The following is a 26,044-nucleotide window of genomic DNA, read 5'->3' as shown; positions in this document are numbered from 1 at the left end:
GGGGTTTTTATTTGTTGCTGCCCATAACTACCCAGTTCTCCATAGCCCATATCATCGGCTAATAAAAAGAGAATATTTGGTTGAGACGACATTTCATTTTTCTGATGTTTACACGAAAAAAGAAGAGATACAATGAATAATGATGATAATAATTTAGAATAATTCATTAGTTAAACTTTAGGATAATACACAAAAATCAAGACAAATAACGAGATGCTTGATTTTATTATTCTGGATTTATTTTTGTTATTGTTCGAGCTAAACATTTCTAATTCATTCAAGAATACCAAGTCGTTTTCCTGATATCTTTCAAGATTAATACTATGATTCCGTACTGCTATGTTACTACCATTTAATTTTCACTTTATATTCCGGAATAACCTCAACCCCTTTTACGTTTAAATATTTTCCATTCTCAAATTCCGGTAAGGATTTTAAATCGGCCAAATAACTATCGTTGTCATGCATCGGGTGAAAGATTAATGCCATTTTATTATCAACGAGTTTCTCTGCAAAACTTTTGAGACCTACTTCCCATATTCGTTCATGATAAAAATGGTCAGTAATCATTCTTACATTAATGAATGCCTCCCCCCTTTCTCCAACATAATTAATGTTTACAAAGAGGTCATTAAGTTGCGAAATATCAGAGTTTAGTGTTAATGCATATTTTTTTCAGAAATTTCATTAAAAGACACGTCAGGTTTATTCTCGTTAAATGCCAACTTGTACGAACAGAATCCTTTTAACAAGGGACTAATTCTTTTCAAATTTACATTGTACTCTTCCGTATCAATTTCCTTGGCGGGAAAAATGTGAACATCATTTTCCTGTTCCTGACGAATTAATTGCACCCCATCTAAATCATCCAGAATTAGTGACTATGAGATAACTAGCCGTTCGTCAATTTTCATTGTATTTAGCAACATGTCTTCCGGTATTCCAATTAACTTTTCCCGTTGGCCACAAATAAAAATGGCTTATTGCTTGTACTTTTCACACTTTTAATATCACAGAGCAAACGACACGACAAAACACTCATCTGCAATTCACTAAACAAGAATCTTGCGATTTTTTCCACATCCTTTTAAACAGTCTTATGGTTTGAAACTATACGATAATAGCAATATAAGCTTTGGGTACATATATAGATAGGTTTGCTCATCTGATTGATGAGCAAACCTAATCCAAACTCAAATATTATTTTTAACGTTATAGCTATAGGGTACGCTATTCTACCTTTTTCCATCCCCTATTCTGAACCAGTTTATCGTTCAAAGCAAGCTCTTCCAGTGGAATTGGGTATAAGTAATAATGCTCAGGGAAAGCTGGAGGCACACCCCATGGTGAAATAAAACCTACTGTAGCACCTCCCTGAATAGGTAACTTATTAGCATACTCTGAATTATCAACATAGCGACCTAGTTTTTCAAGCGCTCCGTATTCGTGTGCTTTTCTCCAGCGCCTGATATCATCAAAACGGAAACCTTCACCCATTAGTTCTATCGCACGTTCTCGTCTAATTTCCCATAATACACGATCAACATCAGCATCACGTGTTGGATCATCAACGATATTAGCAATATCTAAAGGCGCAACTTTTCCACGGGCTCGCAATTTATTAATTGTTAAATCGGCAGTTGTTTGATCAAACTCACCCAATTCAAACTTAGCTTCGGCCAGATTAACCAATATTTCACCCATTCTGAAAATTGGGAAATCGGTAAATTCCTGGTTTTGTATATTATCGTCCTGCTGCGTGTTGTAATACTTATAGAATCGATAACCAGTATAAGTAGCCATATGTCCCTGATAAGCCTTCTTTCTAAAGTTTGGTTCTCCCAAAGTATAACCACCCCAAAAAGCTTTCAAAGGAAATTCCTTATGTTTGTCATCAGTTAATGTATTCATCAAATCAATGTATTCACGGTGCTTTGGATCATCATCATACAACCAAGCATAAGGCCCACCATCTCGTTTAATCTTAAAAGGAGGAGGTGTGATAAAATACAACCTTTCATCACGATTTCTGAACTCTGCATAGTGATCAAGAGGCGCATTTACGTCCTCTACTTCATACAACGGACTTGTCCAAATCGTTTGTCCGTCTTTACAAAGAAATTTGTCGGCGCCACGCTTTGTTAAATCCCAGTTACCTGCTGAGTTTCTTAAACGTGATGTATGATAATGTGTCAATACATTAAATTCATAGGCTTTATACAATAGAATTCCATTGACATTGCTAAGATCCGTACTATTAAACACGTGATCATAATTGGGATGCAAATCAGGATATGATTGAGAAAGTGCTGTGCCGGCAGCAACACTGGCACGCAGGTATGTTTCTTCATCACCAAGAGAATGGTACTTGCGCCATGTACCTTCAAACAGGCCAAAACGCGAGATAAGCGCACGAACCACATCCTGATCAATCTCATTTTCCGCCACCTTATGAATGTTCTCTTCAGCATACTTTAAATCTACTAAGATTTTGGCACTAATCTCATCGCGCGGTGTTTTAGGACCGTATAAAATATCTAAATCCGTTTCATTCACCAACTCGTCAACGTAAATAAATTCTCCATATTTAATTAAGAGTTGGAAGTGCTCATAGGCTCTAAAAAAGTAACCAACACTGCGCCAATGCTTTTGCTCGTCTTCGGTTAGTTCGCCATTTTCAAGATTACTTAACATCAAGTTGATTCGGCGAATATTTTCATAAGGCTCGCTCCAGCTACTGGCATTATTAGGCTCTACAACATTATTCCATAACCAGTCTTGTCCCAGACTACCATCACTTTTGCACATCAAGTCACCATTCCACTCATTATTAGTTGGTGTTAGCCCAAAACCCTTGAATGTATTGTAAAATCCCCAACAATAGGCTTCAAAATTAGCATTAGTTGTAAAAGTGGATGGCTCAGAGAGCTGATCTAAAGGATATTTATCTAAAAATTCGTCGTTACATCCTGCACAAAGCAGGATTAAACAAAACAACCATATTTTATATATTTCTTTCATTTCCTAGTCTTTTATTTATTAAAAAGTAACATTCACACCTACGTTAAAGCTCTTTATTAAAGGGTAATAAATCCCCTGATTCTTCGCCTCTAGCTCAGTATCAATACCATCAGGCATATCGTCAAAGCTATGCAGATTTTCACCGGATACATACACTCTAAATTTTTCAATATTTATCTTACTCAATAATAACTTTGGTAATGTATAGCCAAATGTTATGTTTTTAATGCGTAAATAAGTCCCATCAATCAAATACTTCGTTTGTGTCAATCGGTTATTGCCATAGTTTTCACCGCCATCTTCGTAATTGCGTGGAAAGTACGCATCGGTATTTTCAGATGTCCAGTAATCCATCTGTCCCGCATGCATCGTAGCAAATTGGCCAATATAAGGGAATCGAATATTGTTGTTGATATACAAGTCTCGTTTTCCAACGCCATTTAAAACGAATGAAAAATCGAAATTTTCATACGATGCATTACCAAAAATTCCATATTGGTAGCGACGCTTGTTATTTCCAATGATTTTACGATCTCCCGCATCACTAAGGGTACTGCTTCCCGGACTGATTTCTTCATCTCCATTTAAATTTTTGTACTTTATATCACCAGGATTAGGGTTACGTCCAATAAATGCTTCTATACCTTCTTTCAAGGTACCTCCCGTTAAGTTTTCATCTAAGGTACCTTCCACAAAGTCATCTACTGTATAGTAACGCTCAGTTACATACCCCCAAATGTCACCTAAAATCTGTCCTTCGTAATAAGTATTAATAAGTCCGGCTGGATTATTAAAATGTGTAATCTCGCTTTGATTATCAAACAGCGTAAAACCAATGTTATAGTTAAAATTCTGTATCTTGTCTTTCCATGACATTTCCAATTCCCAACCATGAGACTCCAGGTCTGCGGCATTAGCTGGTGGAGCAATTGTACCCAGCACATCCGGCACTTTTACGGCCGCGGTTATCATGCCCAGTGTTTTTCTTTTATATACATCAAAGGAGGTACTCAAGCGATTATTCAGTACTTTAACATCTACACCAAAGTTAAGTGTTTGAACCGTTTCCCAGGTAAAGCCCTGACTAACCAAACTTGGAGAATTTATCGTGTTATAGCGTAAACCGGAGTCAGGATTTATCCAGCTGGCATTCGTAATTGTCATACCTGGAATAGACAAGTAATCGCCTCCTACATTTTGGTTACCAATTTCTCCCCATGATGCTCTCAGCTTAAGATGTGATAGGGCCTCAATATCAGACATAAATCCCTCTCTTGCAATGTTCCACCCCAAAGAGAATGAAGGGAAAAATCCATACTTTTCACGTGCAGCAAACTTTGAGGAGCCATCGTATCGTCCATTGGCTTCAACAAAGTACTTTTCTTTATAATTGTAATTGATCCGACCAAAATAACCCAGGACGGCCCATTCGCCAAAACTATCGTCGGCAGTAATGATGCCTGTAGCTGTTGATAGAGAAGGTAATTCAGGGCTTAATAAATTTGTTTTTCTTGCATAGAAATATTCCTGATGATACTCCTCCTTATTGATACCTGCCAATGCTTTAATCGAATGTCCTCCAAGCTGCTTTTTGTAATTGACATAAAAATTAGCTGCTTTATAAACTTTTTGAGTATTCTCTTTTTGATAATAAGTATCATCAGGATTTCCTGGTCTGAATGCATTGTCGCCAACCAGAGCAAAGGTCATCTGTTCATCAATGCTGTAATTATTTCTGTTTTTTGATTCATAGGTATACTCACCGGTTACAAATAAATCTTTAATTAACTCGTACTCCAGTTTACCTAATAAACGTAAATTGCCTTGCGATTCTTCATTTGGCTTCTGCAAACTAGCTCGGTTAGCTGGTGTATCATAAGGCATTTCGATGTCATCTTCAAATGTTCGATAACCATCTTCAACATCATAAGGTAAAGCTGTAACGGCCCAATAATAATCCACCCGAGGCGTTAACCTTTCACTGTTTCGATAGTTGACAGAAAAAGACGCGTTTAATTTATCCGTCAAGGCAGTACTCAAATAAGTATTGAGGTTATATTTGGTATAACGATCATTTTTCGAGACCATAACACCATCTTCATCACTGTATCCCAATGATACACGGTATTGTGTTTTTTCTCCTCCTCCACTAAAGTTAAAGTTATGTATCTGAGAAAAAGCTTTATCATTTAAAAGCGCATCAATAACATCAGTATCGGCTAACTCGTATGTTAGACCATCTTCTGCATCCACAACAAGCCCTTCAGGATATAGATCTGGATTTTCTTTGTAGGCTTCAACATAACCCACCCACTTCTGTATATCTTTTCCGGAGTAATGCGTAGACTGATTCCAGTCATTTAAAGCATTTACGAAATTATAGGTCGACTCCTTTTCGGAAATATCAGTGGCCATACCAAAACTAAAGGTGTTAGAATAATTAAACTTAACCGGCTGGTCTTTTCCTGCTTTTTTTGTGGTGATTAAAACAACACCAAAGGCTGCCCTGGCCCCATAGATGGATGAAGCAGCTGCATCCTTAAGTACGGTGATTGACTCGATATCCTGAGGGTTAATATCTTCAGCCTGTACGGGTACATTATCCATCAGAATTAAAGCACTTCCACCATTGATAGAAGCGATTCCACGGAGATTTATTGATGTGGTAGCTCCTGGTTCGCCTGAAGGAACAGTAACCTGCATGCCTGGAACAGTGCCTTGAATTGCTTGAATTGCGTTGGTCACAGGTCGGTTACCCAATACATTTTCCATATCAACAGTAGTGGTAGCTCCGGTTACATTCGATTTCTTTTCCGTAGCAAAACCTAAAGCTACCACTTCTTCAATACCAATGGCATCTTCTTCCAGCACCACATTAATTGTACCTTGATTCCCGACTACAATTTGCTGGGCTTGCATCCCCACAAACGAAAAAACCAAAATTCCATTTCCAGGAACATCTGCAATTGCATAATTTCCATCAAAGTCCGTAATGGTTCCATCTGTTGTTCCTTTGATGAGCACCGTCACCCCAGGCAGTGGTTGGCCACTAGCGTCCGTCACTTTTCCTATGATCCTGCGTTTCTGCTGTACCGAGAATTCACTTGTTTGTGATTTTATAATGACATTTTTACCAACAAACTGAGAACTGATAAATAAGTTTTTCTCAAAATAGTCTAGAACTTCTTCAATTGTTTTGTTTTCAAATGCAACATCGACCAATTGCGTATCATCGATCTCCTGCTTGTTGTAAAAAAAATAAACATCCGATTTTTGCTCAATCGCATCGAACACCTCAGCAATGGTAGCCTTAGTCATTTTGAGGTTTAGTTTGGCATTTTGAGCATTCACTCCGGCAGCCACAGGGAAAACCGATATGAGCAACAAAAATAAGTTTAGCTTCATAATTAATCGCAGTTTTTTGAGCGCAGGCATACCACCTCCACTCCAACATGGAATTTTTTTCATAAATTTGATTGTTAATTATTATAAAAATGATTTTCATTTTTAACAGCAGGATTAGTTGGCGCTAGTCCTGTTGTTTTTTTTGTATTCGAATCGTTAGTCTCTTCTTTTCATATCACAAAATTTTGAAGATTTAGTTATTCCTGATTTATTCGTTATTCCATCCAAATATCGCGTCCATCCACCCGGAAACGAATGGATGTCGTTTGCTCAATAGCTTCCAAAGCATCCAAAATATTCTGGTCATATTCAAAAGTTCCGCGGAAGCGCGTTTCGCCCATTGCCTCATTTTTCAAGTGAAACCGCACCTTATAAAATCGTTCCAGATGATACAGAATAGTTTTCAGGTCAGCATCTTTAAAGACAAACTTACGGTCGCGCCATGCGGTGTGCAGATAGGTATCTGCTTCCTGAATCTGGATATTCCTTTTCTCTGAACTATAAACAGCTCGCTCCCCTGGTTTTATTTTCACTGGATTCTGATTTGGGTAACCGATCAGCATCATTTCAACACTTCCTTCTTCGAGCACCGTCTCCACCTTATTTTCATCAGAATAGGCCCGAACATTGAACGAAGTTCCCAATACTTTTACCTGCAATTGTTTGGTGGAAACCAGAAATGGCTTTTGCGGGTTGTGACTTACCTCAAAATACGCTTCTCCTGTCAATTTCACCTGCCGATTTTTCCCGGAGAATGCCGGATCATACTGCAGCTTTGAGCCAGCATTCAACCACACATGCGTACCATCGGCCAAAATGCACTCAGCCACCTGCCCTTCCGGCGCAATCAATTCACTATAGAGTTTTTCAGAACCAATTGATTGGTTTCCCAAGTACCAGCCAAGCGCCAGAAGTAAAGGCATGGCAATAACTGCAGCAGCCTGCATCCATCGTTGCACCAAGCGTCTCTGCGGAATACGCTGTTCTTCTTTATGAATTGTTGCTTTAACGTTTGACAAGGCCCTCTGTACGTCCTGGCTACTTATCGGTCGCTTGCTGTTTTTCCAAATACGACGAATCTGCTCAAAGTTTCTTTGGTTTTGTTCGTTGGAACAAATCCACGCTTCAAGCTGAGCCAACTCTTTGGGGGTAGCCTCACCACTAAGCTTTCGGGTAATCAAAAATTCGATGTGTTGATCATCCATTCGTTGAGAATATTGCTTGATTAAATGAACACTTTACCCCTGAGACGTATTCCAAAGCAAATCCCCTGAAAAGAAAATCACTTTTTTTTCGGGAAAATAAAGGCAAGAAGATTAAGATACTGGGAATCTGAAACTTTTGTTTTTATTTTTTTTAAGGCAATGCTCATTTGTGTTTCTACCGTTTTCACCGAAATTTCGAGGCGCGAAGCTATTTCTGCATATTTTAATCCTTCAAAACGACACAAAACAAAAATTTCCCGGCACCGTTCCGGAAGTGCCTGAATAGCGGTATTGATTTTTTCATTCAGCTCAGCAAGCTCCAACTCATCCAGAAAGACGGCTTCTTCCTGCTTAAAGCTCTGTTCCTGCATGTATTCCGACTCCACTTTCCTATGCCTTAACCAATCTAAAGCCTGATTTTTAACCGACCGAAACAGGAATCCTTTCAGCGAATAAATCACATCCAAGCGAGCCCGTTTTAGCCAAAGATCGACAAAAACCTGTTGTACAATTGAACTGGATTGGTCGTAATCATGAATTATGTTATCCGCAAAAAAACACAATCGGGAGTAATAGGATTCAAACGCTTCATTAAAGGCAGCCTCATCCCCTTCTCTAATTTTTAGGAATAGTGTTTTATCGTTTAGCGGAGTCATAGTGCAGCAAAAATAGCGAATTAATCGAAAGTTGTATTTCCATTAGTTGGAAATTCTTCCTGCATTAAAACGGAAACGTTCTGGCTCTGATGTTGGACTAGAGCCAAGGATCGTTCATTTGGCGTAACAGAGCTTCCAGTTCCTGTTCCATTTTCTGATCCAATTCCGGATTCTCCCCCCAAATGTTGCTCAATTGATAAGGATCTTGCTTATCGTGATACAGGTAGTGATATTTTGCCCCTTCCTTTCCTTTGACTACAGCAAACGTATATTCCTCATTCCGAAATCCGCGTTTGCCGCCAGAAGGATCATCGGGATTCGCGCCAAAATAAAGTTGTTTGTCCGGCCTCACAACTTCTTCTCCTTTAAACATTCCTGAATAGTCCTTTCCTTCTACCGCCCTCGGGATGTAGTCTGCTAAACCTAACAATCCCAACACCGTAGGCATATAATCCGGAACACTAATCAACAAATCTTCTTTTTTGGGTGCTATCTCTTGCGGATAATGTACTATCAGTGGAATTTCATACGCTTCTTTAAACCACACATTTTTATGCATCAAACCATGGCTACCAAGCATTTCACCATGATCGGAAGAAAAAACAATCACCGTATTTTCATACAATCCCAACCGTTTTAGTTCAGCAATAACTCTTCCAATTTGATCATCAACACCTTCTACCATTGCGAAGTAATCCGGAGCCAAATGTATTTGCCGTTCTACGCCCCGATCGCCACCTTTTACATCTATATTAGAGGTAAACTGAACATTCTCCCGGCCAAGCACCTCCCGATAATCGCGGGCACCATATTGCTTCTTGTATTTATCGGGCACCTGATCAAACGGCGTGTGCGGTGGATTAATAGACCAGAACATCGCAAAAGGCTTATCCCAATCGCGCTGTTGTTCATTATTCTGCAGGTAATTTATCAAAACATCAGCCTCATGTTCCGGCGACCATTGATTCACCATTATTGGCTCATCTTCCGCTGAATTAGTTGCCCAATAATAGGGCTGATTATGACGATTATGTGTTCCGTAAGCGTACCAAAAACTAAAGCCATGCCGATGATCCGGAGGACACCAGCTATCCCAAATTACCGGTTCTCCTTTCGCTGTTGATGTGGGCCCATCCAAATGCCATTTCCCTACATAACCAGCACTGTATCCCTGTTCGACCAAAACATCAGAAAAGCAGGTATCATCCTTTTTCAGGTAATTCCCGTATTGGGTTCTTGCCGAATTACAATTGGAAATTACACCATTGGAGAGCGGATATTGGCCGGTTAAAAGCATCCCCCGATATGGGCTGCACAAGGGATGATTGGATACAGCCCTGCTAAAAAACACCCCCCTAAAGGCTAAGTTATCCAAGTTTGGCGTCTTGACCGGATCTTCCTCTAAAAAACCAAGTGATGCACGCCGGTACTGATCGGCAAAGATAAATAGTAAATTAGGTGAAGCTCTTCGCTCATTTTCATTTTGCATCTTAGCACAAGACGAGAACAAAACAGCCAACAAGAAATATGTAATGATACGGTTTTTCATCGGGTTGTATTATCAACTTTGGATACTATAATTCGCATAAAGATCTTCGCATGATGATTTTCACAACATCAATATTGATCATCTAATAATCAATGCATCAAAATAACTCATCAATAAGTTCAAAACTTACTTTTGCGATGGGTAAAACTAAAGAAAATATCTCAAGAAATACAATCGATTGCACTTTTTCAAGCACTCATCCAAGTTAGACCTAAAAAAGGTAGTCTTGAAAGCGGCAGTAACCCGTTGATGATGATTGGAAACAATTTTCCCTTTCGACTTCAACGGGTTACTGGTTTGATCGGTCTCCTGAAAATGCGCTATTCGATGTAATCGGGGTTGAGTGTTGAAGGTACTGGCGCATGAGTTTCAGCCCGCCAATGAATTAGCAGCTGCTGCAACTCATCAAGCTTGCCAGCATTCGAAGCTGCCAAATTGTTTTTTTCACCAATATCTTCCTTTAGATTGTACAATTCCAACTCACCGTTTTCAAAATACTCAATGAGTTTCCAGTCGCCCAATCGGATTGCTGAGCCCGGTCGGGTTCTGAAGATAGGGTCTTGTGTTTCCTGATTGCCACCTTCCAAGTAAACCGGAAAATGCCAAAAAAGCGCCCGCTCCCCGATAGTCCCTTCATCAGTTAATACCGGTAAAAGGCTCTCGCCATCCAAATTCATTATTTCAGGCTTTTCAATTCCAGCCACCTCCAATATTGTTGGGAAAAAATCAAGGTTTGTGACAGGCACCTCGGACTGCTCGCCCGCCGGAATTTGTCCTTTCCAAACGGCAAACATGGGCTCGCGAATACCGCCTTCGTAATAGGCTCCTTTGCCTGCCCGAAGTGGCCATTGTTTGGAAACCTGGTAAAGTCCACCATTGTCCGAAGTAAAAAGAATGAAAGTCTTATCCAATTCACCAGAGCTTTCCAACAATTCAATTAATCGCCCGATTTGAGCATCCATATTTTCAACCATTGTGGCATACTCCGCATTATTCTGTCCATTCCACGCGGCTTTGTTTTTATACTTTGGCAGTAAATCCTTCACCGGATGAATGGGCGTGTGCACCGCATAAGGCGAATAATAAAGGAAAAAGGGTTCGTCTTCAACAGAGCGAAGAAAATCGAGGGTTTTATCCATTACCAGGTTCGTCAGGTAATAATCATCGGACGGGGCTTTAAGCGATGGGACATTTCTATATGGCGGGTAGTAACTCCCCGGATTTCCGGCATGACTACCACCAATATTGACATCGAATCCCTTCTCCAAAGGATCATCCGACAAATGCCATTTTCCGGCATGACAGGTGGTGTAGCCCGCCTTTTTCAGGACTTCAGGAATCAGCCGAAATTCGTTTCCCAGGTATTCATTGTTCGGCGTTGGAATCAACTTCCGGTTTTTACTTTTTCCCCGTTCGGAACTGCCAACGGTGTAAATCTCATGCCTCGGTGTCCATTGTCCACTCATCAGGCAAGCCCGACTTGGAGCACAGTTGGCTGCCGCCGCATAAGCATTGGTAAACACCATCCCCTGCCCTGCCAGTTGATCCAGATTTGGTGTTTCATAGTATTCGGAGCCCATGAAACCAACATCGCGCCAGCCCATATCGTCAATATTAATCAAGACAATATTGGGCTTTGAGTATTCTTTGTTTTGAACTCGTTCTTTTGCTGTCGTGCAGCCAACAAATGAAAACAGCGAAAGAAAAACTCCTCCGCCTAAAATAAAACTTACATTTTTGTGTAATTCCATCGTTAGTCGTCGTAATAGGTAGTGGTTAAAAATAAAAAATCAGAATGAATTCTTCTTCTATAATTCCGCTAACAAATCTACCTCCTGGCTGTCGTTATCCCAACGGATTCCCTTTATTTCTTTACCTGACCTGATTTTTAAAAAATATTACCATGAATAGCATACCCTATTTTTGTGTTTCAATCAGTTCAAGGTACTCCTCCAAATGAGACTTATAAACTGCACGTGGATTAACGTCATACTTTTTACAGATTGACGCCGCCAATCCCACAGCAGCGCCCATCTGTCCGGTTGTGCGCATCACACGCGGACCACCCAGCCCAATATGCGAACAGCTAAAATCGCGTCCAGCCATAAACAGATTCTCAATATTTTTCGAATACAAGCTTCGGTAGGGAATGTAGTAGGTGGGCGTATCAAAAAATAAAGCTTCTGAAAGAAAGTCCGGCTTATTCGGATCCTGCAGGTTTTGTTGATAATGGACATCCACTTCCCGCTTTTCAAACACCACGCCGTCTTCAAATTTTTTCTGATTGCGAACATCATTAAACGTAAAAATATAATCGCCCACCAAACGGCGCGACTCTCTTTTCCCCACTAAATAGGAAACCCATTTTAATTGCAAACTATCCACTCGTTGCTGATGCTTTCTTATATCAATCGTTCCATATTCAGCCTGATCGTTGTTTGGTTTTTCCATGACCGGATTTTTGTAGTTATAAAATGACCCATAAATGGCACGAAACATGTGGTCACGAATGGCTTCCGCATCATCAATCTGGCTCAAGTCATTCCTCGAAAACTCCCATTGCCACTCGCCATTGGCTTCGGCATAGCTTTTTGCAACATCCATCGCCCAGGGAACCTCAGGGAAATCAGCCGGCTTGCCAGCATTCTCCGACCCCCATAAAACAGAAGATCCCATCACAAAATTGTCAGCCTTTTCCGGACTCCACAGTGTACCATGCTTGTCCCAGCTTTCGTCATATTTCGATGCCGCCTCACGCCCGTACATGTATTCAGCGCCCGCCCAGTAGCCAATCCAACCATCGCCAGTGCAATCGACAAACAACGGCGCTTCGTATCGGATAAACTCTCCTGTTTCCGTGTTGCGGGCATCAACCGATGTAATTCGGTCGTTTTCTGAGTTTGTTGCAAATGCACGAAAGTTGAAATAAATATCAATCGCATCGTACCTGGCCATGTTTTCATGCCGCCTTTCATCTTCTTCCAAGGCTCTAGCCGAGCCATTGGGATAGTGTTCGGTATCAATCATCTTCAAAATCCGCTCGAAGTTGCCATAAATCCCTAAGGTATGCACCCGAATTTCGCCACTTGCATTGCCCCCTAAAACCGGACGATCATGAATCAGCGCCACACGCAAGCCTTGCTCTGCAGCTGCAATTGAAGCTGCGCAACCGGCAATTCCTCCTCCTACGACCACCAAGTCGTAATGCTCAACCAGATCCGGACTTGCCTGCAAGGTACCTTGTTTGATGCGCCATGCAGCCAATTGACTTAAGTCATTAGGCAATTTTTCATGGTTGCCCTGAGTCAGATAAACCGCATCACAGCGGCCATCGAACCCCGTAAGATCATGCAAGCTCAGTGTCTTTTGACCTTTTTCCAGTTCGACCTCCCCGGCATATTCCCAATTCCAACCCGGATTCTTACCCAGCTCATTGGGTAATTGCTGATTGTCGATCAGAATTTGAAAACGCCCTGGTGCTTCCCAAGCGCCCGGAACCCAATTTTTGGTTCGCACCCATACATGGTATTGCGCCTTCTTTTTAATAAAGATGCTTGTTCGGGCATCTTCTACCGGTTCGCCCAAGCCATGTGCCAGCAAATAAGGCGAGCCCATTTGCTCAACAAACTGGGGGTCGACCACCCAGCCACCGCTATTAGAAAAACTCTCGGCCTCTACCAAAATGGATTGTGCCAGGCCAGCCCAAAAAGCGCAGCCAATTAGAAAAAGTGTTGTTAGTATTTTTTTCATAATCATTTTGTTTCGATTGCTATTCGTTGGTGATGGTAAAAGCTCCTCCTTGTTTACGAAGAAGGAGCTTAAAATAGTCAATATCGTGCTTTATTCATATTTCAGCCAAGCTGTTGCCTGGCAGCTTTTATTCGCCACAAATCGAATCCAGCGTGACTGAAAAGCTTCAGGAAAAGCATATTCAAAAGTTTCTCCCGGACTTACTGTCACCTCTTTATAGGTCATCCACGGACCATGCCCGATAGGCTCTACTTCAATTATAAACGTAACCGGCTGATTGGCCTGGTGCGAGAGTTTCAGACTCCGCTTATCGTAAAAACCAATCAAATAGGCATCCGAAGGTTCACCTGCACTTACGGTTGTATTTTTCCACGGACCACCTTCACCAACCGGCTTACCTGTTTTCCACAAATCGTCAATGGTACCCGCCCAAACTGCCGCTTTTCCATCTTCCGAAGCGATAACATGCGGATTTCCTTTCGAGGCTTTTGCATCAAGTCCGGTCATGACCAATAATCCGCGATACGATGCGTAATCGTAAATTCGGAAATTGTGCGACGCAATAGGGCGTATTTTTGCAAACCCATCAGCATTTTCGGCCGGAAGTTCATAGAACGTTCCTGAACAGTTTAGCAAATCGCGTTCGGTTGCTACTTCACGACAGATGCGCAGTAGGCTATTGTCCGTTAACTCCGTATAGTTTGCATTTCCTTTGGGCAATCGCCAGCGACGGTTTAAGTCATCAATAATAAGCACTGAAGCTTCGTCAATAGTGACAACCTGACTTGGAATGGCAAACTTCTCCCGGATAAATGCAGCTGTTTCCTGATCATCCTTTTTCACCAGATTCATCAACGAATCCAATTCGTAATACCCACTTTCAGTAAAATTAGTATCCGAAGCAGTACCGGCCAAAACACCCAATTGACGACGGTTGTCTCCTAATCCATAAAGCAATCCGGCGCTGACTTTCGAGTCTGTAATTGTAGCTAAACCATCGAACATCGGGTCAGGCGTATGGCTTCGCTGATCTTTTTGTGTATAGGTAAAATGAACCGTAGCTTGCGTTGCCTTGTCCGGAGAAACACGCACCCACTCCCCTTTTTCACCCGAAGCAAATGTTAGTTCAACCGATTCGCCAGCATTAACCGACACTGATTTTAGTTTTTGCCAATTGCCGTCGCCTTTTTCATCAACTTCAAAAACAAAATTCACCACCTTTGCTCCTTCGTTTTTAATCCAAGCTGATCGATAGTCCCAACCAGCAAAGAGGAATGGTTCAGACAGCTCTTCAGCCTCAATTTCTTCTGAAATCCAAACCGCCCCTTCTGCCGTATTTGGGCCAAGCTCATCAGGTTTTTCTATTGAAGTAAACCAGAGGTTTGAATTTGATTGCCCCGGTCCTTCAATTTCACCTTTGACCTTACGCTTATTGAGAAATTCTTTTTGTGCGGAATCATCGCAACCAAAAACAAGTTGATTATTCCATCGGGCAAAATCGCCAATTACCTTCAAATAGGCCGAACGCGGACGAATCCCAGATGAATTGTCTGCCGTAAATGTTTCGGGAAAGCGCCAGAACATACCATGCATGGTCATCAGATAATCCGACTTTTCATCAGTCCCGACATCACGAATGCGGGGCCACTCAGTATTCCATCCATGCGCTCCATCATAACTATGACTCGCTTTAGGTAAACGATAAAAGTCCCATCCGGTTTCGGCATTCCGCACCCCAAGCAAGACTGATTTATGATCCCAGCCGGTAGCCCAGATAGGATCTGTTTCGGGATTTTTATTGCCATAGATCCCACCCGGGCCAGTTACTTCTACAAACTGATTTCGGCGAACAACTTCCCAATCCGTTCCATCCCACTCGGCCAAAACACCCGCTTCAATATCAAACTGCTTTAAGGCTAAATTTGAAGCTTCACCATTGTTAGAAAACACCATCACGCCTTGTCCCGAATACAAACCCTTTCCGTGGGCGCCAGGCAGATTCGCACTTTCGGGATTTACATTCGCATCATTAAAATGAAACGTTCCCTTGTTGTCATTGATATCTTTGTACAGTTGCTTTACGTCGAGAGACTGAACATCCACTTCATAAAATCCCTCTTCCATGGTTCCGTAATAAATTTTATTCTCCGGATCAGTTAAATGCCGGGCATTTCCGGTATGACGACCAGGCATCGCGTCATATGGAATAGTCCTTACTTTCCGATCCTGACCAATCGCGTAAGGCCCCATAAAAAGTTGTCCGCTCTCTTTATGGATCATCCGATTGGCAGGAGTTCCCCCGATGCTTTCCGGGCGAGTAATCTGTTCCAGATTTGGCGTAATCTCATACAATTTATCCGATGACCCCTGAGGCAAGTGTGGCCCATAAGTCATTACCCACAGGCGATCAGCCCATGGCACAACCGCACCTGTTCCACATTCGCCCTCATTGTTATAATAAGCTAAGTGAGGATAAATACCACTGTAAGATTTCAGGCTGCTGGTTTCTTCTACGCTACTACATCCCACCAATAGGAGTAGAGTAATAACGACATTTCGTAATTTCATGTTAGTTGTTTTTGAGGTAATTATTATTTTTTGTGACTTCATCTGATTTTTATCTTTAGGCTTAAACAGGAGATACTGAAGCTCTAGAAACTTGTTTCAATCGACGTCACTAATCATCGATAAAAATTAAACTGCTCCCGCAATACAGCCTTATTTATATTCCTTTTCGTCGGCGATTTTTGAATGGTTTACTTATATATAACCCGACGTCTCCCTATGCTCAAAATGATTTGTACAGGATAAATCTATAGAAATTCGAAGAAAATTTGCGATATTCGGCTATTCAGATAAAAACAGAACTCTGAACACCCTACACCACTGATATACTGAATGTTGAACAAGCATGATTTATGTAAAAAACAAACATAACGCACGGCTATCTGCCGTAAAAAAGGAAGTCGTTAAAAGCTTTGGAAGAGGAAATCCAATTTCATGGCGCAATAAAGACTTTGAAGATTTGAGTTTTGCCATCCATCTAAAGACCAGAATTCGAATCAGCCCGGCAACCCTCAAACGCATATTTGGGAAAAACAAAACACCCGACAGATATTATCCACAAGAAACAACCATTGAGGCGCTGGAAGAGTATGCTCAAGTTTTGCCAAAGACACCTAAACCAGGCTCTACTTCAAATCGCTTTCGAAAGATCATTTACTATGCTCTTATTCCGGTATTCATTACCCTTATTGCCCAACTTGTTTTAAGGCTTAACACCACGACAGACCAACTCGCTGAAGGCGCTCACCTGGAGCTGTCGAAAATAGATGGAGCCAATCCGGCAACCGTATATTTCAACTATCAAATTCCAAAGCTTAAAGATTCGGTATATCTATCGTTGGGCGACGGGACCCCCGATGAGGCAATCGAAGCCAATAAGAACAAAAAGTCACACTATTATAGATACCCCGGATTGTTTCATGCCAGTCTAAAAACAAAAACAAGGACAATCAGCGATACGGTTTCGCTTTTTATTCCGACCAAAAATTGGCAAGCTTTGGCGTATTACTATGAAGAAGACGAAAACGAACGCTATTTCCCCATTCCGCTGAATATGGCTACCTGGGAAGGGGTCTTTCACCCTACAGGACGCAACCTCTCTTCCATTGGGATGGACACCACTAAGATACTGGTCGTCAGACTCGATAACTTCAGAAAAACCTCAACAAGTGGTGATTCATTCCGACTAAAAACGAGAATTAAAAATGTGAGCTACTGGCCCGCCATTCGGTGCTATTCAGCTTACATACGAATTTATGGAGAAAACAACTCCATTCAGTTTAAGCTGACCAATAAAGGGTGCAGCCAGTTTGGCGAGCTTAAACTAAGCGAGAAAACCGCACTTGGCTCCTATCATGATTTGACCAATTTCTCGGTTGATATAAAAAACTGGAACGAAATTGAAATCCTGAATCAGAACAAGCAAACAAGCTTTCATGTGAATTCGAAGCAAATTTTTGCAGAAAACTACAACGAGTCCCTGGGAAATATCGTTGGCGTATCCTTGCTTTTTCATGGTAGCGGCTATGTCGAGTATTTTGAGCTCTACGATGCCCAAAAGAACCTTATTTTTGAAAAAGACTTTTAGTAAAAAGCGAATTAACACAAAACAATCATCACAATAGGCTAAAAAGAAAAGTAACCCCTAAAATGTCAAACACTTTTCCTACTTACACTAGGATGCTTTATATTTATCCACTCAAACACCAGTTTTTGTTTAAAACAAAACAAGTTGACTAACAAGCAATCAAATAGCGAATTCGAATTAATCCAAAAACTAAAAGCGGGAGACTCTTCTGCTTTTGGATGTTTATTTGAGCAATATGCCGGTAAACTGTTCTACTTTGTCAATAAATACCTCGACATAAAGGAAGAATCAGAAGAAATTGTGCAAGATGTTTTTCTTAACCTCTGGAAGCACAAAAAAAAAATCAGATCTGAAAAGGCATTCAAATCTTACCTCTATCAAATTGCCTTAAACCACATCCGAAACTATTTCAACAAGAAACTAGTTCAGGAAAAGCACAAACAATTGATTGCTCAAAAATACCTGTTTGAGAAAGAATCTGATGCGCATGAGCGGGATTACGAGTCAGTCATCAGAAAAGTAGACCAACTTATTGAGCAATTACCGGCAAAACGAAAAGAAATATTTCTGCTCAGCCGAAAAGAAGGACTGGATATCTCGGAAATTGCCAGCTACCTGAATATTTCAGAAGCAACTGTAAAAAACCAAATTACATCGGCTGTTGCTTTCCTTAAAAAAGCCGTAAAAGAAAAGGGACTCACCAATTCTTTATTCCTTGTTTTATTTTATCGCTAAAAAATTTCATCAAAACATAGTACTATTTTTTTTGAACCTGTCTTTAGAATATATCACCTTGCAAAAAGGACAGGAAATATGACGACATCCAAGAAAAAAGATTTTGAAAATCTGTTTGAAGGCAATCGCTCCTTCTCCAGTGTTTCCTCGGTTACTGATTACCTTGGGAAATATGAAAAAGAACAAGAAACAGAAGATTATCAACAAAAACAGTGGCATAGGACTTTGTCAGAGGGCTCAATACCATCCACCGATTTAAAACATGTGTTGTACAAAATCAAATACGATATTCTATTTGAAAAAACTCAAAAACAGAGGAACCAATTCATAAAAGTATCAGCAGTTGCTGCATCACTCATCCTCCCCTTAATTCTACTTTTCACATTCAACGACCAAACCGGCATACTCAATCAGGACACTAACAACCTAGTCGAATTGCATTGTCCGGAAGGAACACGAACAAAGTTTACCCTGCCTGATGGATCCAATGGCTGGCTTGCCGGAGGGTCATCCATCTCTTACAACCTGAATTTCAACCAAGTCAGAAGTGTTGCTGTTAATGGAGAAGCTTTCTTCGATGTCAAACGCGATCCCAAACACCAATTCACCGTCAAACTAAATGATATCACGGTGAGTGTATTAGGAACCAAGTTCAATGTACTGAACTACAATGATGACCCCATTTCCGAAGTGGTTGTACTATCAGGTCTTGTACAAGTTTCCGACAATGCAAAACAATTTCAGGAACAGCTTAGCAAAAATAAGAAACTACAATTCCAATCAGAAAAAAATGAATTTGCCCTATCAGATGTAAATGCAAGCAGCTACACTGCCTGGAAGAAAGGTCGCTTGGTTTTCAATAATGACCCACTAGAAGAAGTGTGTCGAAAAATAGAACGCTATTACAATGTAGAAGTTGAATTAGAAACAAAGGGACTGGAAAACCAGTTGTTTAGAGCTGATATCAAAATTGGTCGGCTTGACGAATTATTGAACTACATGTCTTTAGCATTACCAATCAACTGCGAATTAATTAATCAAAAAGAAAATATAACAGGAAAAGAAAAACCTCAAAAGCTCATTATCTCAAAAAAATAAAGACAACTAAAAAAGAGGAAATGCTCGTAACATTTCCTCTTACATTTAGCATATAGACGGTTATTAAACTAAAACTAAACATTCCAAATTTATGAAAAAAAAACATGGGGAAAGAACATGGGAAAGTCATGTCCTTTCAAAAACATTAAAAGTTATGCGCCTAGCCTTATTCCTAACACTGGTAAGCATCATTCAGTCAATTGCTTCAACCGGGTATTCCCAAAGTGCAAAAATCACTCTAAAGAATGAAATTGTAAGTCTTGAGAATGCGCTCAATAAAATTGAAAATCAATCAGAATATCGGTTTATCTTCAATAAAAGTCAAATTGACCTTACTCGAAAGGTCAAAGTCAATTTTGAAGAGACAACCATAAAAGAAGTCTTAAATGAATTGTTTACAAACAACAGAATAAGCTACCAAGTAATTGATAACCAGATCATTCTAACCAACAATCAATTGACAAATACGCAACAACCACTAAGAGTAAAAGGAAGTGTGCAAGACGCTACGGGACAGCCTCTTCCTGGAGTCACTGTTACAATAAAAGGAACGACACAAGGAACAATATCTGATTTCGACGGTAACTATTCACTACAGGTTTCAAAACAAGACGATATTGTTCTTCAATTCTCATTTATTGGCATGAAAACGCAGGAAGTTGTACTCAACGATCAATCCATCATAAATGTTACAATGATCGCAGAGGCCCAAGGACTAGATGAAGTTGTTATTACTGCCTTTGGCACTGCTCAAAAAAAAGAGAGCATAGTCGGTTCTATTCAAAGTATCCGTCCCGATGACTTAGTTGTTCCTGCAACAAACCTATCAAGTGCTTTTGCAGGAAGATTATCTGGGGTAATTGCCTTTCAACGGAGTGGAGAACCAGGAGCCGATGGAGCTAATTTTTACATCCGAGGAGTATCAACACTGAGTGGTGCCAAAAACCCATTAATTGTAATTGATGGAGTTGAGTCATCTAAATCCAGTTTAGATGCTCTTCCTCCCGAAACCATTGAAAGTTTTTCTATATTGAAAGATGCGACAGCAACTGCAATGTATGGCACAAGAGGTGCAAATGGGGTACTTATAATAACAACCAAAAGCGGTGCCGACATGAAGCATCCTGTTATTAATGTACGAATAGAAAATACAGTAAATACTCCAACGTCAACTCCTGAGTTTGTTTCAGCTCCCGAGTATATGAGCTTATTTAACGAGGCTGTACGTAACCAATCATTGGGCGACAGGCTTTACACCAATGAAGAAATAAGAGGTACCGAACAAGGGCTCAACCCGTATGTTTTCCCAAATGTTAATTGGTATGATGAAATTTTCAAATCATCCTCCATGTCTCAAAATGTTAATTTCAATGTTAGAGGAGGAGGAAAAAAGCTAGATTATTTCATGAACGTAGGATACAATCATCAGGAAGGTATGTTGAGAGGACGAAGTAATGAATTTTTTTCATACAATAACAACATTAACCTATCCCGTTATGTGTTTCAGAACAATATTAACCTAAAACTATCTCAAACATCAAAAATTGGGCTTAAGCTAAACACACAACTCCAAACCAAACGTTCTCCATCCCAAGGTACCGGAAATTTATTTTCATCAGTTATCAATACCAGCCCTGTAGTTTTCCCAGTAATGTACCCACGCGCTGAGGATGATTCATGGATAAAATGGGGAGGAACCTCAGAAGGAATTTCGGCTATAAATCCACTCGCAGAATTAGTAAGGGGCTACGAAGACTCATTCAGCAGCGGGATAACAGCTAACCTTGAGTTTGAACAAAAGCTGGACAGACTAACAAAAGGACTTCGCTTCAAAGCATTGGCCTCTTTTCGCAATAACTCTTCAACAAGTACAAAACGCCAACAAGGGTATAACGGTTACCGAGTAACTGACTATGCTCTCAATGAAGATGGGACCTATTCTTACACAATTGAAGCTCAAGGAGAAGAAAACGACCCTGTACTCTCTACTTCTGGAGAAATTAGCGGAAACCGCCGGGTTTATCTACAGGCGTACTTTGATTACACCCGAAAGATTGGGCTACACGATGTAAACGCTATGCTACTATACAATCAAGATCAATTAGCCAACAATAAAGCAGTCAGCCTTATGGCATCGTTGCCAAAACGTAAACAGGGGATGGCAGCACGTGCCTCTTATGGATATGATAACCGCTATTTGTTTGAAATAAATTTAGGCTATAATGGGTCTGAAAATTTTGCTAAAAATAATCGTTGGGGATTTTTCCCTTCAGTTGCAATTGGCTATAACATTTCTCGTGAGAAATTCTTTGAATCATTAAACAATACAATATCTAACCTAAAATTCCGAGCTTCCTATGGGTTAGTTGGTAACGATCAAATTGGCAGCGACCGTTTTGTCTACCTCTCAGATATTAGTTTGAGTGGTAGTGGTAAATATCAAACCGGCTATGGTTCAACAACCACAGAAATTGCAGGCCCCAAATATATACGTTACAGCAATAACGAAATAACGTGGGAAGTTGGCAAAAAAATTAATATCGGAGCTGATTTGCAACTATTTGGAGACCTCAATATTGTTGCTGATTTTTTCAGAGAGGATCGGGAAAATATCTTTCAACGAAAAGCGACCATCCCTAACTATCTCGGAACATCTGAAACAAAAGTGTTCGGCAACTTTGCGGCAGTGCGAAATCAGGGCTTTGATCTTGCCGTAGATTATGGGAAAATACTAAACCAGGACTGGACGATCCAATTTAAGGGAACATTTACATTTGCCCGTAACGAAATTGTTGCCTACGATGAACCTTCGTATATGGAATATCCTCACTTGAGGAAAGTTGGAAGCTATTTGAATCGAATAGAAGGCTATGTTTCGGATAATCTTTTTATTGACTGGAACCATATAGCAAATAGTGCCGACCAGCAAATTTCGGAAAATGTTGCTCCCGGAGACATAAAATACCTGGACCAGCCTAATGCAGATGGTGAGTATGACGGAATAATAAATTCCGATGATAAAGTAACCATGGGACATCCTACTGTTCCTGAAATTGTTTATGGTTTTGGCCCCTCTGTAAGGTATAAAAACCTTGACCTTTCCTGTTTTTTCCAAGGAGTGGCAAACACCTCGCTAATGATGTCCGGATTTCATCCATTTGGTACCCAAAATAGCCATAATGTACTTCAGTTTATCGCTGATGATCATTGGAGTCCTGACAATCAAAATATTTATGCTGCCTATCCTCGTCTCACGAAGATTGGACACGGGAACAATTCGGCAGGATCTGACTTTTGGCTACGTGATGCCTCATTCTTAAAGTTGAAAAATGCCGAGATTGGTTATACCTATAAAAAAGCGCGTTTCTACATTAGCGGAATGAATCTATTAACAATTTCTTCATTTAAACACTGGGATCCGGAACAAGGTGGAGGTTCTGGATTAAGCTACCCAACACAGCGATCGTTTAATGTTGGACTGCAAATTAATTTATAATAAAACCTAAATACAAAACATATGAAAACATCAATATACTCAATAATATTCGCTTTTATTTTATTGGCAATATCATCCTGCGACTATCTAGACATTGTTCCCGATGAAAGGCCTACTGAGAAAGATGCCTTTAAGGATCAAAAAGCTGCGCAGAAATTTCTATACTCCTGCTACTCTTACTTACCAAACCCCAGAGAAGGTGCAGCATCCCTTGATTTAATGACGGGGGATGAAGTAATTACGGCCTTTGAACACGAAACATTTGCAAAATTCCCCAAAGGTAACTACACAGCGACCACACCAGTAATTTCATACTGGAACACCTTATTTGGAGGCCTGAGACAATGCTATATAATGAAAAATAATGTAGCGAATGTACCGGGACTTTCCGAGAAACTAATCAAAGATTATATAGCTCAAGCTGACTTTTTGATTGCGTATTACCATTTTCTATTAATCAAGTGCTATGGCCCAAGTATCTTAATAAAAGAAGAACCGGATGTAAATATAGCACCGGAAGACTTTTCGCCCAGAAGCAGTTTGGACGAGTGCGTGCAATTTGTTGTCGATAAATTTGATGAAGCTGCTACCAACTTACCTGCCAAAAGATTTGGAGAGGAATATGGTTTGGCTACAAGTATTGCAGCCAAGGCTCTAAAGACAAGAATGCTTTTGTATGCTGCATCTCCCTTATTTAACGGTAACTCTATGTATAATGAAATGAAGAATGATGATGGGACTCCGCTTTTTCCCGCCAGCTTTGATCCACAAAAGTGGCAATTGGTAAAAAATGCAACCCTGGATGCTATCACGACAGCTGAATCAGAAAATCATGCATTATACACGAATAGCAATTATGGTGAAAACGGTTATCCTGATGATCCGGTAATACGTACATTAAGGTACAATATTATTGAACCTGCTAATTCGGAAATTCTTTGGGCAGATACTCGTAAAGAAGGGACCTATGGCTTACAAAACAAGTCTCGCCCATTTGTATCAAAAGCTTCTTGGAATGGAGTAGGGCCCACTTTAGCCATGTTAGATCGTTTTTACACCGAAAATGGATTACCGATAAACGAAGACCCCAAATATGACTTTTCCAATCGTTTTAATGTAATTACAGTGGAGCAAGAAGAAGAGAAAGTGGCTGAGCCAGGAAAGAAAACGGCAATTTACAACCTGAATAGAGAACCCCGATTTTATGCCTGGGTATCTTTTCATGGAGGCTACTATGAACTAATGTCTGCTACCTCCAATGGGGCCTATAAAGATGATCCAGACTTTCAGGAATCAATCATCGAAGGAAAAAACTACTCCCGACTAGTAACCTCTATGCTAAAAAAAGGGAATTGCGGAAGAGGCAACAGAACAAATAACTACAACCCCTCTGGTTTTCTAAATAAAAAAGGTTGTGATCCATCGCACAGAACAAAACTAAGCAGTGAAGGTCCTAATGAATATCCATGGCCTGTTATCAGGCTAGCTGAGCTATATCTTACTATGGCCGAAGCATGTGTTGAAGTAAACGATTTAGCTAATGCCAAAAAATATCTTAATAAGGTACGAATGCGTGCCGGTATCCCAACTGTTGAAAATGCCTGGAGTGCTGTAGCAGAGCTCAGTCAGGATAAACTTCGAGAAATTGTAAGACAAGAGCGCCAAATTGAATTATACCTTGAAAATCACAATTTCTGGGATATGAGACGCTGGATGTTAGCAGAAGAAGCCTTCAATAAAAAACAGAGTGGATTTAATACAGAAGCCGACGACGTTGAGAACTATGTGAATGTGACTGAAATACCTTTTAATCGTGTATTTAAGCCCGCAAATTACTTGCTTCCTATACCAATCAAAGATATTAATGTGAACACAAATCTTGTTCAAAACCCAGGATATTAAGGTTTCGCTGTATTTAACAAATTAAAACGATAAACAAATGAAGAAATTATTATATATTTTAATCGTGCCTTTTTTCTTTATAGCCTGTGAGAAAAATGAAACTATCAATGTTATTCCTCCAGACATCAGTAATATCCGTTCAGACTCCTTGCCCGGACAAATTGTTTTACGGTGGGATATGCCGGCTGACACTCAAAGCATTCACTATATCGAAGTGAGTTATTTTGATCACCGCAAGCAGAAAAGCGTAATCAACCTATCAAGTGGCGACTCACTACTTGTAGATAATACAAGACATAAATATGGTGCTTATCAATTTAAACTGACCCCCTACAGTTTTACCCGGACACCTGGGAATTTGCAGGAATATACAGGAATATCTGGTCATGCCCCAATTCAGGAAACGTTTCTATCTCAGGAAAAACTAAGTTTTACTGAAGCACAAATAACTGGTAATTCAATTATGGATGGAGGAAAAAACCCTCCCATAAATCTTTTCGACGAAAATGATGGAACAATTTATCACGCTAGATGGAGTAGCGAAGTACCAGATATTGCATGGTTGGATTTTGACCTTCAGGAAGAGATCAAAGATTTTAAAATAAACTGGTTTCCAAGAACAAATCAGGATATGAGCAAACCAACTGATGTTGATCTTATGGGAAGTACAGATGGTGAAAACTGGTTTTTAATTATAAATCTAACCAAAGAGAAAGACGGATTACCAACAACACGAACAGACTGGTTCCGTTCTCCAATATATAAATCCAGTCAACCATTTCGATATCTCAGATATGCTGTGAATAAAACAAACCAAGGTCATAAATTCTGGACTATGAGTGAAATGGAAATTTATAAAGTAAATTTACAGATCGTTAATCCAGAGTCCCCTGATTATGACGAAGAGTATTAACCATATAACATCCTCTCATTACTGTTGACAACAATGAGTTAGCTAACGACAAGAATGATTTCAGATTTGTTATAAGCAATCGCGATCATTCTTGTTGTTTAATGTCTATTGTTTTTGACCTAAATTTAGCAAAGAGGTATCGTCAATAAAGCTAAAACAGC

15 protein-coding genes are annotated in these 26,044 nt (G+C 40.2%); 6 read left to right on the top strand and 9 right to left on the bottom strand.

Annotation, left to right across the window (positions count from 1 at the left end; translation table 11 throughout):
* Positions 1-345 precede the first annotated feature (345 nt).
* From ACUNWA_RS16420 to ACUNWA_RS16380, 9 genes are all read right to left on the bottom strand, one after another.
* Positions 346-570, bottom strand: coding sequence for a hypothetical protein (locus ACUNWA_RS16420; protein WP_445593014.1), 225 nt, complete (start codon positions 568-570; stop codon positions 346-348).
* Between the two features lie 660 nt (positions 571-1,230).
* Positions 1,231-3,021 (bottom strand): RagB/SusD family nutrient uptake outer membrane protein, encoded by a 1,791-nt coding sequence (locus ACUNWA_RS16415; RefSeq protein WP_445593013.1) that lies wholly within the window; start codon positions 3,019-3,021, stop codon positions 1,231-1,233.
* A gap of 18 nt (positions 3,022-3,039) precedes the next feature.
* Positions 3,040-6,489 (bottom strand): SusC/RagA family TonB-linked outer membrane protein, encoded by a 3,450-nt coding sequence (locus tag ACUNWA_RS16410; protein WP_445593012.1) that lies wholly within the window; start codon positions 6,487-6,489, stop codon positions 3,040-3,042.
* A gap of 152 nt (positions 6,490-6,641) precedes the next feature.
* Positions 6,642-7,631, bottom strand: a complete 990-nt coding sequence (locus ACUNWA_RS16405) for a FecR domain-containing protein (protein WP_445593011.1) — start codon at positions 7,629-7,631, stop codon at positions 6,642-6,644.
* A gap of 77 nt (positions 7,632-7,708) precedes the next feature.
* A complete protein-coding gene (locus ACUNWA_RS16400) occupies positions 7,709-8,287 on the bottom strand; it encodes an RNA polymerase sigma-70 factor (protein WP_445593010.1) in 579 nt (192 codons plus the stop codon).
* A gap of 97 nt (positions 8,288-8,384) precedes the next feature.
* On the bottom strand, positions 8,385-9,836 hold the full coding sequence (locus ACUNWA_RS16395) for a sulfatase family protein (protein ID WP_445593009.1): 1,452 nt from the start codon (positions 9,834-9,836) through the stop codon (positions 8,385-8,387).
* Positions 9,837-10,156: 320 nt separating this feature from the next.
* Positions 10,157-11,587: a sulfatase gene (locus tag ACUNWA_RS16390; protein WP_445593008.1), complete on the bottom strand. Its 1,431-nt coding sequence runs from the start codon at positions 11,585-11,587 to the stop codon at positions 10,157-10,159.
* Positions 11,588-11,753: 166 nt separating this feature from the next.
* Positions 11,754-13,586: an FAD-dependent oxidoreductase gene (locus ACUNWA_RS16385; protein ID WP_445593007.1), complete on the bottom strand. Its 1,833-nt coding sequence runs from the start codon at positions 13,584-13,586 to the stop codon at positions 11,754-11,756.
* 90 nt (positions 13,587-13,676) lie between these two features.
* Positions 13,677-16,154 (bottom strand): hypothetical protein, encoded by a 2,478-nt coding sequence (locus ACUNWA_RS16380; RefSeq protein WP_445593006.1) that lies wholly within the window; start codon positions 16,152-16,154, stop codon positions 13,677-13,679.
* A 343-nt stretch (positions 16,155-16,497) separates the two neighbouring features.
* Here ACUNWA_RS16380 and ACUNWA_RS16375 point away from each other — a divergent pair, with 343 nt between their 5' ends.
* The 6 genes from ACUNWA_RS16375 (at position 16,498) to ACUNWA_RS16350 (ending at position 25,883) form a co-directional block, all read left to right on the top strand.
* On the top strand, positions 16,498-17,739 hold the full coding sequence (locus tag ACUNWA_RS16375; RefSeq protein ID WP_445593005.1) for a hypothetical protein: 1,242 nt from the start codon (positions 16,498-16,500) through the stop codon (positions 17,737-17,739).
* 144 nt (positions 17,740-17,883) lie between these two features.
* On the top strand, positions 17,884-18,474 hold the full coding sequence (locus tag ACUNWA_RS16370; RefSeq protein ID WP_445593004.1) for an RNA polymerase sigma factor: 591 nt from the start codon (positions 17,884-17,886) through the stop codon (positions 18,472-18,474).
* Between the two features lie 78 nt (positions 18,475-18,552).
* A complete protein-coding gene (locus ACUNWA_RS16365) occupies positions 18,553-19,572 on the top strand; it encodes a FecR family protein (RefSeq protein WP_445593003.1) in 1,020 nt (339 codons plus the stop codon).
* A 91-nt stretch (positions 19,573-19,663) separates the two neighbouring features.
* Entirely contained in the window at positions 19,664-23,068 is a 3,405-nt protein-coding gene (locus tag ACUNWA_RS16360) for a TonB-dependent receptor (protein ID WP_445593002.1), read from the top strand.
* Positions 23,069-23,089: 21 nt separating this feature from the next.
* A complete protein-coding gene (locus ACUNWA_RS16355; RefSeq protein ID WP_445593001.1) occupies positions 23,090-24,970 on the top strand; it encodes a RagB/SusD family nutrient uptake outer membrane protein in 1,881 nt (626 codons plus the stop codon).
* A gap of 37 nt (positions 24,971-25,007) precedes the next feature.
* Positions 25,008-25,883, top strand: a complete 876-nt coding sequence (locus tag ACUNWA_RS16350; protein WP_445593000.1) for a discoidin domain-containing protein — start codon at positions 25,008-25,010, stop codon at positions 25,881-25,883.
* The last annotated feature ends 161 nt before the right edge of the window (positions 25,884-26,044 follow it).

It is taken from the genome of Sunxiuqinia sp. sy24 (assembly GCF_052677165.1).
This window is presented reverse-complemented; position numbering and strand designations above follow the sequence as displayed.

Bases quoted from the DNA above. Each gene is read 5' to 3' on its own strand.
- ACUNWA_RS16380 (WP_445593006.1), bottom strand. From the start codon at position 16,154: ATGAAATTACGAAATGTCGTTATTACTCTACTCCTATTGGTGGGATGT.
- ACUNWA_RS16375 (WP_445593005.1), top strand. From the start codon at position 16,498: ATGATTTATGTAAAAAACAAACATAACGCACGGCTATCTGCCGTAAAA.
- ACUNWA_RS16360 (WP_445593002.1), top strand. From the start codon at position 19,664: ATGAAAAAAAAACATGGGGAAAGAACATGGGAAAGTCATGTCCTTTCA.
- ACUNWA_RS16395 (WP_445593009.1), bottom strand. From the start codon at position 9,836: ATGAAAAACCGTATCATTACATATTTCTTGTTGGCTGTTTTGTTCTCG.
- ACUNWA_RS16355 (WP_445593001.1), top strand. From the start codon at position 23,090: ATGAAAACATCAATATACTCAATAATATTCGCTTTTATTTTATTGGCA.
- ACUNWA_RS16405 (WP_445593011.1), bottom strand. From the start codon at position 7,631: ATGGATGATCAACACATCGAATTTTTGATTACCCGAAAGCTTAGTGGT.
- ACUNWA_RS16390 (WP_445593008.1), bottom strand. From the start codon at position 11,587: ATGGAATTACACAAAAATGTAAGTTTTATTTTAGGCGGAGGAGTTTTT.
- ACUNWA_RS16385 (WP_445593007.1), bottom strand. From the start codon at position 13,586: ATGAAAAAAATACTAACAACACTTTTTCTAATTGGCTGCGCTTTTTGG.
- ACUNWA_RS16415 (WP_445593013.1), bottom strand. From the start codon at position 3,021: ATGAAAGAAATATATAAAATATGGTTGTTTTGTTTAATCCTGCTTTGT.
- ACUNWA_RS16365 (WP_445593003.1), top strand. From the start codon at position 18,553: ATGACGACATCCAAGAAAAAAGATTTTGAAAATCTGTTTGAAGGCAAT.
- ACUNWA_RS16410 (WP_445593012.1), bottom strand. From the start codon at position 6,489: ATGAAAAAAATTCCATGTTGGAGTGGAGGTGGTATGCCTGCGCTCAAA.
- ACUNWA_RS16400 (WP_445593010.1), bottom strand. From the start codon at position 8,287: ATGACTCCGCTAAACGATAAAACACTATTCCTAAAAATTAGAGAAGGG.
- ACUNWA_RS16350 (WP_445593000.1), top strand. From the start codon at position 25,008: ATGAAGAAATTATTATATATTTTAATCGTGCCTTTTTTCTTTATAGCC.
- ACUNWA_RS16420 (WP_445593014.1), bottom strand. From the start codon at position 570: ATGATTACTGACCATTTTTATCATGAACGAATATGGGAAGTAGGTCTC.